General features: G+C 74.0%; 10 protein-coding genes. 4 read left to right on the forward strand and 6 right to left on the reverse strand.

The genetic code is table 11. The features are described from left to right. Positions 1-36 precede the first annotated feature (36 nt). A complete protein-coding gene (locus B7P34_RS12610; protein WP_106675941.1) occupies positions 37-747 on the forward strand; it encodes a gamma-glutamyl-gamma-aminobutyrate hydrolase family protein in 711 nt (236 codons plus the stop codon). A gap of 54 nt (positions 748-801) precedes the next feature. Here the strand turns inward: B7P34_RS12610 and B7P34_RS12615 are convergent, their stop codons facing one another. Further along, positions 802-1,713: a LysR family transcriptional regulator gene (locus B7P34_RS12615; RefSeq protein ID WP_106675942.1), complete on the reverse strand. Its 912-nt coding sequence runs from the start codon at positions 1,711-1,713 to the stop codon at positions 802-804. A gap of 70 nt (positions 1,714-1,783) precedes the next feature. Between B7P34_RS12615 and B7P34_RS12620 the strand changes: the two genes are divergently transcribed. Further along, a complete protein-coding gene (locus tag B7P34_RS12620) occupies positions 1,784-2,908 on the forward strand; it encodes a TDT family transporter (protein WP_106675943.1) in 1,125 nt (374 codons plus the stop codon). On the opposite strand, the gene B7P34_RS12625 is transcribed toward B7P34_RS12620, so the two are convergent. From B7P34_RS12625 to B7P34_RS12635, 3 genes are read right to left on the reverse strand one after another with little or no spacing between them, the layout of a single operon-like run. Further along, positions 2,835-3,587 (reverse strand): helical backbone metal receptor, encoded by a 753-nt coding sequence (locus B7P34_RS12625; protein ID WP_106675944.1) that lies wholly within the window; start codon positions 3,585-3,587, stop codon positions 2,835-2,837. The two genes, B7P34_RS12620 and B7P34_RS12625, sit on opposite strands and share 74 nt — an antisense overlap. A gap of 22 nt (positions 3,588-3,609) precedes the next feature. Beyond that, positions 3,610-5,415, reverse strand: a complete 1,806-nt coding sequence (locus B7P34_RS12630; protein WP_106675945.1) for an ABC transporter permease/substrate binding protein — start codon at positions 5,413-5,415, stop codon at positions 3,610-3,612. Continuing rightward, on the reverse strand, positions 5,408-6,538 hold the full coding sequence (locus B7P34_RS12635) for a quaternary amine ABC transporter ATP-binding protein (protein ID WP_286157472.1): 1,131 nt from the start codon (positions 6,536-6,538) through the stop codon (positions 5,408-5,410). The genes B7P34_RS12630 and B7P34_RS12635 overlap by 8 nt, the downstream gene beginning before the upstream one ends. 258 nt (positions 6,539-6,796) lie before the next feature. On the opposite strand from B7P34_RS12635, the gene B7P34_RS12640 reads away from it, so the two are divergent. Together B7P34_RS12640 and B7P34_RS12645 are read left to right on the forward strand one after the other, a co-directional pair. Continuing rightward, positions 6,797-7,717 carry a 5'-3' exonuclease gene (locus B7P34_RS12640; protein ID WP_223267785.1) on the forward strand — a complete coding sequence of 307 codons (921 nt, stop codon included), beginning with the start codon at positions 6,797-6,799 and terminating at the stop codon, positions 7,715-7,717. A gap of 80 nt (positions 7,718-7,797) precedes the next feature. Continuing rightward, on the forward strand, positions 7,798-8,646 hold the full coding sequence (locus tag B7P34_RS12645; RefSeq protein WP_106675948.1) for a siderophore-interacting protein: 849 nt from the start codon (positions 7,798-7,800) through the stop codon (positions 8,644-8,646). A gap of 164 nt (positions 8,647-8,810) precedes the next feature. Here the strand turns inward: B7P34_RS12645 and B7P34_RS12650 are convergent, their stop codons facing one another. After that, positions 8,811-11,639, reverse strand: a complete 2,829-nt coding sequence (locus B7P34_RS12650; protein ID WP_106675949.1) for a DEAD/DEAH box helicase — start codon at positions 11,637-11,639, stop codon at positions 8,811-8,813. A 78-nt stretch (positions 11,640-11,717) separates the two neighbouring features. Further along, the coding region (locus B7P34_RS12655) for a diacylglycerol kinase family protein (protein ID WP_106675950.1) at positions 11,718-12,548 on the reverse strand (831 nt) is incomplete at its 5' end.

Consider the following 12,548-nt stretch of genomic DNA (forward strand, 5'->3'; position numbering starts at 1 on the left):
CGGCACGACGACGTACGTAGGGAAAGGAACCGCTCCATGCCCCGCCAGCCGCTGATCGGCGTCACCACCTACCTCACCCGGGCCCGCTGGGGCGCCGCGTGGGACCTGCCGGCCGCGCTCCTGCCCGCCTCCTACGCGCAGCACGTGCAGCGGGCCGGCGGCCTGGCCGTACAACTCCCGCCGGACGACCCGGCCGCCGCCGGCGACATAGTGCGGCGGCTGGACGGCCTGGTCCTCGCCGGCGGCGAGGACCTCGACCCCGGCCTCTACGGCGAACGCCCCCACCCGCGCGCGGGCGCGCCCGTGCCCGAGCGCGACGCCTGGGAACTGGCCCTGCTGGACGCGGCGCTGGAGCGGGGGGTTCCCGTGCTCGGGATCTGCCGCGGGATGCAGCTGATGAACGTGCACGCGGGCGGGACGCTGTGCCAGCACCTGCCGGACGAGGTGGGGCACGAGGACCACAACCCGGTCGTCGGCGCCTTCACCGACCACCTGGTCAAGCCGGTCCCGGACACGCGGCTGGGCCGCCTCCTGCCCGAGCCGTGCGACGTCGCCACGCACCACCACCAGTCCGTCTCCCGCCTGGGCGACGGGCTCGTCGCGACCGCGTACGCGGAGGACGGCACCGTCGAGGCGCTGGAGCGGCCGGGTGACGGGACGTTCGCACTCGGCGTCCAATGGCACCCGGAGGCGCGGGACGATCTGCGTCTGACGCGGGCGCTGGTGGAGGCTGCCGCTGCCGGCTGAGGGCTGCCGGACCGGTACCGGTCCGGGCAGGCGCGCGCTGCGGCCGTAGGAGGTTCAGGGCCCCTGAGTCAGGCTCAGGAGGTCCCTCGCCGGGCCCGTGGGGCGGTGGCCCGTGGGCCAGACCGCGCGGAGGGACCGGCGCAGGTCGGGATCCGCGAAGGGGATCCCGACCAGGCGCCCGGACGACAGCTCCTCCCCGATCGCCAGCTCGCTGAGCACGGACGGCCCCGCACCGCCCACCACCGCCGCCTTCACCGCCGTCGTGGAGGCGAGTTCGAGCAGGGGCTCGGCGAGCCCCCCGTGCGCGGCGAGGGCCGCGTCCAGCACCTGCCGGGTGCCCGAGCCCCGCTCGCGGAGGATGAGCGGGGTCGCGGCGAGCTCCTCCGCGCCGAGGGGCGCCCGGCGCCGGGCCCAGGGGTGGCCCGGGGCCGTGACGACCACCAGCCGGTCGCTCCCGACGACCGCGCCGGACAGCCCGGCCGGCACCGTGAGCCCCTCCACGAACCCCAGGTCGGCCTCGCCGGCCCGCAGCCGTTCCGCGACGGCCGCGGAGTTCCCGGCGATCAGGGAGACCGCGGTCCCCGGCCGCCGGGCGCGCAGGGCGACCAGCCAGCCGGGCAGCAGGTACTCGGCGATGGTCATGCTCGCCGCCACCCGCAGCCGCGAGTCCCGCCGCCCGCGCAGCGCCTCCGCTCCGGCGTCGAAGGCTTCGGCGGCCTCCACGATCCGCCGGGCCCAGTCGGTGACGAGGACGCCCGCGTCGGTGAGCGTCGAGCCGCGGGGCGAGCGCTCGACCAGGCCGACGCCGAGCATGCGCTCCATGCTGCGGATCCGCCCGCTGGCCGCGGGCTGGGTGATCCCCGTCTCCCGCGCGGCGCGCCCCAGACTGCCCAAGCGGGCCACGGCCAGCAGCAGCTCCAGCGCGGCGAGGTCGGGTACGCGGTCCGACAGCCGCCGTTCAGTCATAACTCCAGCTTATGCCCTCATAGAGACAAGGTCTCTGGTGGCGGGCCGGGCCCCGGCCGATCCTGGAGCCATGAGCACCCCCCGCACCACATCTCCCTTCCGCCACCTCGGCCCCAACTGGTACGCCGCCGTCATGGGCACCGCCATCGTCGCGAGCGCCGGCAAGGCGCTGCCCGTGCGGCCGCCGGGCCTGGCCGGGGCGTGCGAGGCGGTGTGGGCCCTGTCGGCGGCGGCGCTGGGCGTCCTGCTCGTGGCGCGGGCCGTGCACTGGACCCGCCACACCGACCAGGCGAGGCGCCACCTCGGCGATCCGGCCGTGGCACCGTTCTACGGCTGTGCCGCGATGGCGCTGCTGGCGGTCGGCGGGGCCACCCTCTCCGTGGGCTCCGGGCTGATCGGCACGGGCGCGGCCGTGGCCGCGGACGCCGTGCTGTGGACGGCCGGCACCGTGACCGGCCTGGTCGCCGCGGCCGGCATCCCGTACCTGATGGTGACCCGGCACCGGATAGAGTCGGGCCAGGCCTCCCCGGTGTGGCTGCTGCCCGTCGTGGCGCCCATGGTCTCGGCGGCGCTGGGCCCGGCCCTCGTGCCGCACCTCCCCGCCGGCCAGTGGCAGGCGGCCATGGTGCTGGCCTGCTACGCGCTCTTCGGGATGAGCCTGCTGGCGACCCTGCTGATCCTGCCCGCGGTCTTCGCGCGGCTGATCCACCACGGCCCGCTGCCGCTCGCGCTGACCCCGGCCCTCTTCCTCGTCCTGGGCCCGCTGGGCCAGTCGACCACCGCCGTCGGCAACCTCGCCGACGCCGCGCGGGGTGCGCTGCCCGCCCCGTACGCGCACGCCGCGGCGCCGTTCGCCGTGCTCTACGGCACCCCCGTGATGGGCTTCGCGCTGCTGTGGCTGGCGCTGGCCGCGGCCATGGTGCTGCGGGCGTTCCGACGCGGCATGGGCTTCGCGATGACCTGGTGGGCCTTCACCTTCCCCATCGGCACCTGCGTCACCGGCGCCGCGGGTCTCGCCCGCCACACCGGCCTGCACGCCCTGACCTGGCTGGCCGTCGGCCTGTACGCGCTGCTGGTGGCGGCCTGGGCGGTCGCGGCCGCCCGCACCGCGCACGGCCTGGTCAGCGGCCGGCTGCTCGCAGCGCCGCGCCCAGTACCCCAGCAGCTTCCGTCAGTGAGGGTCCGTACCACGTGAGGTGACGCCCGCTGACGAGCGCGCACGGCAGCCCGGGGAAGGACTCCGGGCCGTCGTCGTGCGTGAAGCGGTAGGGCTCGTCGGGCAGGACGGCGAGCTCGGCGCCGCACGCGTTGAGCTCGTCGAGGGGGATGCGCGGATAGCGCTCGGGGTGGCCGGCGTGGACGTTGGCGACGCCGAGCCGGGCGAGGAGGTCGCCGGCGAAGGTGTCCCGGCCGAGGACCATCCAGGGCCGCCGCCACACCGGCACCACGGCCGGGACGGCGGGCCCGGCGGCCCGTACGTCCCGCCACGCGTCCTCCGCGTCGGCGAGCCAGGCGGGCCGGGCGAGCCCGCAGCCGCGCACCAGGACCCGTTCCAGCTCCGCGAACGCCTGGGGCAGCGTGCGGACTTCGGTGACCAGCACGTCCAGCCCGGCGGCGCGCAGCGCGCCGAGGTCGGGGGTGCGGTTCTCCTCCTCGTTGGCGAGGACGAGGTCGGGCGCGAGGGCGGCGATCCGCGCCGTGTCGGGGTTCTTCGTCCCGCCGATCCGCACGACGCCGAGGTCCGCGGGGTGGTCGCACCAGTCGGTGGCGCCCACGAGCAGCCCGGGCTCGGTCGCGGCGACGGCCTCGGTCAGGGAGGGGACGAGGGAGACGACTCGGCGTACGGCGGGGCGGCTGCTCCTGTGCGGGACCACCGCCCCACCGTACGCCCGTTCGTCAGTGGCTGACAGGTGCGAGCTTGTCGGCCAGGCCCGGGTGGGCGTCCAGCCAGCCGCGGGCGGACGCCTTCTCCTTGCCCTTGCCGCCGTCCTGGATCGCGACCTCCAGGGAGGCGAGGTCCTTCTCGGACAGCTTGAAGTCCTTCAGCCAGGCGGTGACCTCGGGGAAGTCCTTGCCGAAGTCCTTCTTGCCGACGGCGTGGATCTCCTCGCCCTTGCCCCAGGCGCCCTTGGGGTCCTTGAGCTTCTTCAGCTGGTGCTTGCCGTAGGCCCAGTGGGGCGACCAGAGGGTGGTGACTATGGGCTCCTTCTTCTTGATGGCCCGGTCGAGGTCGGCGAGCATCGAGGAGGTGGACGAGGAGACGACCTTGTACTCGCCGTCCAGGCCGTATTCCTTGAGGACCTTGTCGTTGAGCGTGCCCATCATGCCCGCGCTGGACTCGATGCCGACGATCTTCCCGCCGAACAGGCCGCTCTTGCCCTTGAGGTCCTCCAGCGAGTCCACGCCCTTGACGTAGTCGGGCACGGACAGCTCCAGCGACGTGGGCCCGTACCAGGCGCCCAGGTCGGTGAGCTTGTCGCGGTAGCGGTCCATGTACTGCTTGTGGGTCGTGGGCAGCCAGGCGTCGAACTGGACGTCCATCTGGCCCTGGGCCAGCGCGGTGTAGAGCGGCCCGGGGTCGAGCTGCTTGACGTCCGGCTTGTAGCCGCGGTCCTCCAGGATGTTCTGCCACAGGTACGTGGTGGCGACGGCCTCGTCCCACGGGAAGTAGCCGAGCTTGATGCCCCGGCCCTGGCCGATGTTCGCGCCCGCGGCCACGCTCTGCCGGTCGTCGCCGCTGCGGGCGAGGTTCATGCCGCCCGCGACCAGCGCGAGGACGACGACGCCGACGGTGGCGACGGCCGTGCCGGGCCGGTAGCGCAGGACGGCGAGCCCGCGGGCGGCGGCCGCGGCCTTGGCGGCGGCGCGGCGGCCGAGCGGGGAGACCCGCTGGTTGAGGGCGCCGGTCATCCGGTCCAGGTAGATGGCGAGGACGACGACGGCCAGGCCGCTCTCGACGCCGCCGCCGATGTCGACCTTGGTGACGGCCGCGTACACGGCCTCGCCGAGGCCGCCCGCGCCCGCCATGCCGGCGATGACCACCATGGACAGGGCCAGCATGATCACCTGGTTGACGCCCGCCATGATCGTGGGCAGGGCGAGCGGCAGCTGCACCCGGGTCAGGGTGTCGCGCGGCGTGGTGCCGAAGGCCGTCGCGGCCTCGACGAGCTCGCCGTCGACCTGCCGGATGCCCAGCTCGGTCATGCGCACGCCGGGCGGCATGGAGAACACGACGGTCGCGATCAGGCCGGGGATCGGCCCGATCGAGAAGAACATGACGCCGGGGATGAGGTAGACGAACGCCGGCATCGTCTGCATGACGTCCAACGCGGGGCGCAGCACCCCGCTGACCTTGCTGCTGCGCGCCGCCCAGATGCCGAGCGGCACGGCGACGAGCAGGGTGATCAGGCTCGCGACGAGGACGAGCGAGAGGGTCGCCATCGCGGCTTCCCACAGGCCGAAGGAGTCGACCAGAGCGAAGCCGGCGAAGGTGAGCACGGCGGGCAGGAGGCCGCGCAGCCACCAGGCGACGACGGCCAGGATGCCGGCCATGAGCAGCGGGTCGGGACCGCCGAGGACGGCGTTCACGCCGTCGTACATGCCGGTCAGGACGGTGTTGATGGCGTCGAAGAGCCAGCTCAGGTGGGTCTGCAGCCAGCTGACGGCGCTCTCCGCCCAGCTTCCGAGGTGGATCCTAGGCACGGGCGCTCACCTCCGCCTCGTCGGCGCGGGCAGGCGTGGCGCCCTCCGCGGGCTCGCCGGTCTCCGCGGGCTTCCCCGCCGCCGGGGACTTCCCGGTCTCCGCGGCCCCGGGGGTCCGCGGGGCGGGCACGACCTCCGGCTCCTCGCCGAGGGCGGCGAGCAGCAGGTCGCGCGTGACGACGCCGGCCGGCTCGCCCTGCTCGTCGGTGACGGTGACGGGGTCCGTGCTGCGGGCGAGCGGCGTGAACAGCTCGGCGACGGGCGTCGCGGCGGGCACGGTGGCGGCGCCGTCCGGGGCTCCGGCCTGCGTGTTCATGATCGAGCCGGCGGTCAGCACCCGGCTGCGGTCGACGTCCTGGATGAACGAGGCCACGTAGTCGTTGGCCGGGCGCACGAGGATGTCCTCCGCGGTGCCGTTCTGCACGATCCGGCCGTCGCGCATGACGGCGATCCGGTCGCCGAGACGCATGGCCTCGTTGAGGTCGTGGGTGATGAAGACGATGGTCTTCTTCAGCCGGGTCTGCAGGTCCAGGAGCTGGTCCTGCATGTCGCGGCGGATCAGCGGGTCGAGGGCGCTGAAGGACTCGTCCATCAGCAGCAGGTCCGCGTCGGTGGCGAGCGCGCGGGCGAGGCCGACGCGCTGCTGCATGCCGCCCGAGAGCTGGTCGGGCCAGGAAGTCTCCCAACCCCCCAGCCCCGCGAGCTCCAGCGCCTCGGCGGCGCGCTCCTGGCGCTCCGCGCGCGGCACGCCCTGGACCTCCAGGCCGTAGGCCGCGTTCTCCAGCACGCTGCGGTGCGGGAACAGCGCGAAGTGCTGGAAGACCATGCTGATCTTTCGCGAGCGCACGGCGCGCAGGTCGCGCGGGGCCAGCGCGGTCAGGTCCTGGCCGTCGAAGAGGACGCGTCCGGCGGTCGGCTCCAGCAGGCCGTTGAGCATGCGCAGGAGGGTGGACTTGCCGGATCCGGACAGCCCCATCACCACGAAGATCTGGCCGGCCTCGACCTCGAACGAGGCGTCGATGACCGCTGCGGTGGTGCCGTCGGCGCGCAGCTCGTCGCGGTCGGCGCCGCCTTCGAGCCGTTGGACGGCGGCTTCGGGTCGTCTGCCGAACACCTTGTACAGATGCTCGGCCTGGAGCCTGGACACATACACCTCTCGGGTCGAACTCACGACGGCCCTGCCTCCCCCGGGTGGCAGGGCCGTGGAGCGGTGCGGCAATCGGTCCGCGTGCCCGCTTCCAGGCACACGTGCCGAGGACCGGGTCCGCTCCGGTGCCGCGCCTGCCCCCGATCAATACGGGCAAACGGAACAGTGACCCGGTTCACATCGGCGGGGTGGGGCTGCCGGGGGCGTGTCAGTGCTCTGCGGCATGATCGGAGCGTGACGCGACGCCTGATGCTCCTCGACACCGCTTCCCTGTACTTCCGCGCCTACTTCGGCGTGCCGGACTCCGTCCGAGCCCCCGACGGCACCCCGGTGAACGCCGTGCGCGGCCTGCTCGACTTCATCGCCCGCCTCGTCCAGGACCACCACCCGGACGACCTCGTGGCCTGCATGGACTTCGACTGGCGGCCGCACTGGAGGGTCGAGCTCATCCCCTCGTACAAGGCCCACCGGGTGGCCGAGGAGACGGCCTCCGGGCCGGACGAGGAGGAGGTGCCGGACACCCTCTCGCCACAGGTCCCGGTCATCGAGGCGGTGCTCGACGCGATCGGCATCGCCCGGGTCGGCGCCGTGGGCTACGAGGCCGACGACGTGATCGGCACGCTCGCGGGCCGCGCCGCGGGCCCGGTCGACATCGTCACGGGCGACCGCGACCTCTACCAGCTGGTGGACGACCGGCGCGGGGTGCGCGTGCTGTATCCGGTCAAGGGCGTCGGCACGCTGCAGCCGGTCGACGAGACCCTGCTGCGCGAGAAGTACGGGGTGGACGGCGCCGGCTACGCGGACCTGGCGCTGCTGCGCGGCGACCCCAGCGACGGCCTGCCGGGCGTGCCGGGCGTCGGCGAGAAGACGGCCGCGAAGCTGCTGGCCTCCTTCGGCGACCTGGCGGGGATCCTGGCGGCCGTGGACGACCCGGCGGCGAAGCTGACCCCCGCGCAGCGCAAGCGGCTGGCCGAGGCCAAGCCGTATCTGGCGGTGGCGCCGAAGGTCGTGCGGGTGGCGGCCGACGTCCCGCTGGCGCCGTTCGACGCGGCGCTGCCGGCGGAGCCGCGGGACCCGGAGGTGCTGGAGGCGCTGGCGGAGCGGTGGGGGCTGGGCGGGTCGCTGCAGCGGCTGCTGGGCGTTCTCGGCGGGTGAGTCGCTGGGCCGGGTCCGCCTAACTTTGTTAAGTTAGGCGGACCTAACTTTTCAGGATCAGGGGATCAGGGGAGACAGCCATGGCAGACCGTCCCGTCCGGAAGCAGCCGAAGCTCCACCGCGCGCACGTCCTGCGCACCGAGCGGCTGACGCCGCACATGGTGCGCTTGGTCCTCGGCGGCGAGGGGCTCGCGGACTTCGGCGCCGGTGAGCACACCGACCACTACGTGAAGCTCGTCTTCCCCGTGCCCGGCGTCACCTACCCCGAGTCGTTCGACATGGAGGTCATCCGCCGCGAGCTGCCCCACGAGCACTGGCCGCGGACCCGCACCTACACGGTGCGCTCCTTCGACCGCGCGGCGCGCGAGCTCGCCATCGACTTCGTCGTCCACGGCGACGAGGGCCTGGCCGGCCCGTGGGCGGCCTCCGTTGAGCCCGGCGCCGAGGTGCTCTTCCGCGGCCCCGGCGGCGCCTACTCCCCCGACCCGGCCGCCGGCTGGCACCTGCTGGCGGGCGACGAGAGCGCGCTGCCGGCGATCGCCGCGTCCCTGGAGCGGATCCCCGCGGGCGCGCGCGTCCACGCCTTCGTCGAGGTCGCGGGCCCGGAGGAGGAGCAGAAGCTGGAGCTCGCCGCGGGCGTCGAGGTCACGTGGCTGCACCGCGGCGCCGCGCCCGTCGGCGAGGCGCTGGTCGCGGCCGTCCGCGGGCTCGACTTTCCCGCCGGTGACGTCCAGGCCTTCGTGCACGGCGAGGCGGGTTTCGTGAAGGAGCTGCGCCGCTACCTGCGCGTGGAGCGGGAGGTGCCGCGCGAGCGGCTGTCCATCTCCGGCTACTGGCGCCGGGGCCACGACGAGGACGGCTGGCAGGCGTCCAAGCGTGAGTGGAACCAGCAGGTGGAGGCGGAGCAGGAGGGGGCTGCGGCAGCATAACCGCGGGCACCCGGCCCGCCCCTCCATAGCCCCCCGCAGGGGTTTCGGGAAGGGGCGGGTCAGGGGAAAGTTCCTCCGCCGCAGCGGTGATCAGCCCACGGCCACGTGACCGGCGGTGCCGAGCGGGCTCAGCCACCCGGGCCCGGCCGCCCGGCCCGGCCCGCTCAGCCCACCGACGAGTACGCCACAACGCCCCGCAGCAGCCCGTCGACCGCACGGCGCGCGTTCCGCGCCACCGTGCTGCCCTCCTGCGGCGCCGCCGCCGCGATCTGGCCGAGCACGTCGATCAGCTGCTTGCACCACCGGACGAAGTCGCCCGCGGGCATCTCGACCTCCCGCAGCACCTCGTCCAGGCTGTGCCCGGACGCCCAGCGGTACGCGGCCCAGGCGAAGCCCAGGTCCGGCTCGCGCTGGCCGACGCCTTCCGTCTGGTTGATCCTGTGCTGCTCTTCCAGGGCGTCCAGCCGGCCCCAGATGCGGACCATCTCGCCGAGGGCGTCCTTCGCGGGGCCCGCGGGCAGCTTCGGCGGGGCCGCGTCGTCGGCCGTGCGGGCCTCGAAGACCAGCGCGGAGGCGCACGCCGCCAGCTCGGCCGGCTTCAGGCCTTCCCACACGCCGTCGCGCAGGCACTCCGAGGCCAGCAGGTCGAGCTCGCCGTAGAGCCGGGCGAGCCGCTTGCCGTGCTCGGTGACCTCGCTCCCGTGCAGGTAGTCCAGGTCGGTCAGGAGCGCGCAGATCCGGTCGAAGGTGCGGGCGATGGTGTTCGTCCGGCCCTCGATGCGCCGCTCCAGCTGGCGGGTGTCCCGCAGCAGCCGGTGGTAGCGCTCGGCCCAGCGGGCGTGGTCCTCGCGCTCGTCGCAGCCATGGCAGGGGTGCGCGCGGATGGCCGTGCGCAGCCGGGCGATCTCGGTGTCGTCCGTGGCGGCGGAGCGGGCCTTGCGGTGCCGGTCGGGCACGATGTGCCCGGCCTTGGTGCGCAGCGCGGAGGCCAGGTCGCGGCGGGACTGCGGGGAGCGCGGGTTGAAGGACTTGGGGATCCGCATCCGCTCCAGCGGCTCCACCGGCACCGGGAAGTCGATCGGGGCGAGCCGCTTGACCTGCCGCTCGGCAGTGAGCACCAGCGGGCGCGGCCCGTCGTAGTGGTCGAAGCCGCGGTGCCGGTCCGCCCGGGCGGGCGGCACGCCGGGGTCGAGCACGAGGGCCAGGCCCGCGTACTTCCCGGTCGGCACGTGGATGACGTCACCGGGCTTGAGCCGCTCCAGGGCCGTCGCCGCGGCGGCGCGCCGCTGCACGGCGCCCTGCTTGGCCAGCTCGGTCTCGCGGTCCTTCAGCTCGCGGCGGAGCCGGGCGTACTCCTCGAAGTCGCCGAGGTGGCAGGTGATGGCCTCGCGGTAGCCCGCCAGGCCCTCCTCGTTCTTCTGCACCTGCCGGGAGATGCCGACGACCGACTTGTCGGCCTGGAACTGGGCGAACGACGTCTCCAGCAGCTCGCGCGAGCGGTGCCGCCCGAACTGCGAGACGAGGTTGACCGCCATGTTGTACGAGGGCTTGAAGCTGGAGCGCAGCGGATAGGTGCGGGTGCCGGCGAGGCCGGCGAGCGCGGCCGGGTCCATGCCGCGCTGCCACAGCACCACGGCGTGGCCCTCGACGTCGATGCCGCGCCGCCCCGCGCGGCCCGTGAGCTGGGTGTACTCGCCGGGCGTGATGTCCGCGTGGGTCTCGCCGTTCCACTTGACGAGCTTCTCCAGGACCACCGAGCGGGCCGGCATGTTGATGCCGAGCGCCAGGGTCTCGGTGGCGAAGACGGCCTTGACGAGGCCCTTGACGAAGAGCTCCTCGACGACCTCCTTGAAGGTCGGCAGCATGCCGGCGTGGTGGGCGGCGATGCCGCGCTCCAGGCCCTCCAGCCACTCGAAGTAGCCGAGGACGTGCAGGTCCTCGTCGGGGATGGAGGCGCAGCGCTCCTCGACGACCTCCCGGACCCTGGCGCGGGCCGCGTCGTCGTTGAGCCGCAGGCCGGCGTAGAGGCACTGCTGGACGGCGGCCTCGCAGCCGGCGCGGCTGAAGATGAAGGTGATGGCGGGCAGCAGGCCCTCGGCGTCGAGGCGCTCGATGACCTCGGGGCGGCCGGGCGTCCAGATCCGGCTGCGCTGCCGGCGCTCGCGCTCGCGGTCGGCCTCGCGCACCATCTTGCCGCGGCGCCGCTCCCGCGGGTTGTACGTGCGGCTGTTCTCCATGCGGGCCATGCGCAGGAGGTCGGGGTTGACCTCGCGGCGCGCGGCGCCGCGGCCGCCGTGGTCGGTCTCCTCCTCGAAGAGGTCGTAGATCCGCCGGCCGGCCAGCACGTGCTGCCACAGCGGGACGGGGCGCTCCTCGGAGACGATCACCTCGGTGTCGCCGCGCACGGTGTCCAGCCAGTCGCCGAACTCCTCGGCGTTGGAGACGGTGGCCGAGAGGGAGACGAGGGTCACCGAGTCCGGGAGGTGGATGATGACCTCCTCCCAGACGGCGCCGCGGAAGCGGTCGGAGAGGTAGTGCACCTCGTCCATGACCACGTAGCCCAGGCCGATGAGCGCCTGCGAGTTGGCGTAGAGCATGTTGCGCAGGACCTCGGTGGTCATCACGAGCACCGGGGCGTCGGCGTTGACGCTGTTGTCGCCGGTCAGCAGGCCGACCTTGGCGGCGCCGTAGCGCCGGACGAGATCGCCGTACTTCTGGTTCGACAGGGCCTTGATGGGCGTCGTGTAGAAGCACTTGCGGCCCTGGGTGAGGGCCAGGTGGACGGCGAACTCGCCCACGATGGTCTTGCCCGAGCCGGTCGGCGCGGCGACCAGGACGCCCTTCCCGGCCTCCAGGGCCTTGCAGGCCTCTATCTGGAACGGGTCCAGCTCGAAGTCGTACATCTCGCGGAACTGTGCGAGCGCGGTGGCCTGCTCGGCGGCGCGGACCCGCGAAAGGGCGTAGCGCTCAGCAGGGGACATGTCGTCGGTCATCTTGTGTACGAGCCTACCGGTGACCTCTGACAGGCACCTGATCTTTATGGAGCTCCCCCATCCGGCGGGGAACTCCCTTTACGCAGCTCCGGGCGGCCGTGCGGCACCGAGCAGCCGTACGGCCCCCGGCACGGTCTCGGCGGTCAGCGGGAGCGGGCCGAGCGGCTCGCCGTCCGCGTAGGCGGTGACCCCCGGGGCGCTCAGGGCGATCTTCGCGACGCGGTGCACCGTGACGGCGGGGTGGCCTAGGTGGGTGCCGCGGTAGACCTTCGGGAAGACCTTCAGGAGGGTCGTGCGGCTGCAGGGGCCGACGACGGTGACGTCGAACAGCCCGTCGTCGGTGCGGGCCTCCGCGCAGATCCGCATGCCGCCGCCGTACGAGGAGCTGTTGCCGACGGCGACGAGGGTGGCCTCGGTCTCCAGCTCCGGGCCGTCGTCCAGCCGGATCCGGTACGGGACGGGGCGCAGCGCCGCGAGCTCGGCGATCACCGCCAGGTCGTAGCGGAGCCGGCCCGCGGGGAAGCGCATCCGGTTGCCGCGGTCGTTGACGCGCGAGTCGAAGCCGGAGGCGAGGACGGTCGCGAAGTACGTCCCGCCGGCCAGGCCGAGGTCCACCGGCCGGCCGCCGTCGCCCTTGAGGGACGCGGCGATGAGCCGGCCGGCCGCGGCGGGGTCCCGGACGGGCAGCCCGGCGGCGCGGGCGAAGTCGTTGCCGGTGCCGACGGCGACGACGCCGAGCGGGACGGGGGTGCCGGCGACGGCCTGGAGGGCGAGCGAGGTCATGCCGTCGCCGCCGACGGCTATCAGGGCCCCGGTGCCGCCCGCCACGGCCTCACGGGCCCTGCGCAGGGCGTCGGGGGCGTCCGCACCGAGGACGGTGCGGACGGAGAACCCGGCGGCGCGCAGCGC

It is taken from the genome of Streptosporangium nondiastaticum, assembly GCF_003011965.1.
In the GTDB taxonomy this organism is placed as follows: domain Bacteria; phylum Actinomycetota; class Actinomycetes; order Streptomycetales; family Streptomycetaceae; genus Streptomyces; species Streptomyces nondiastaticus.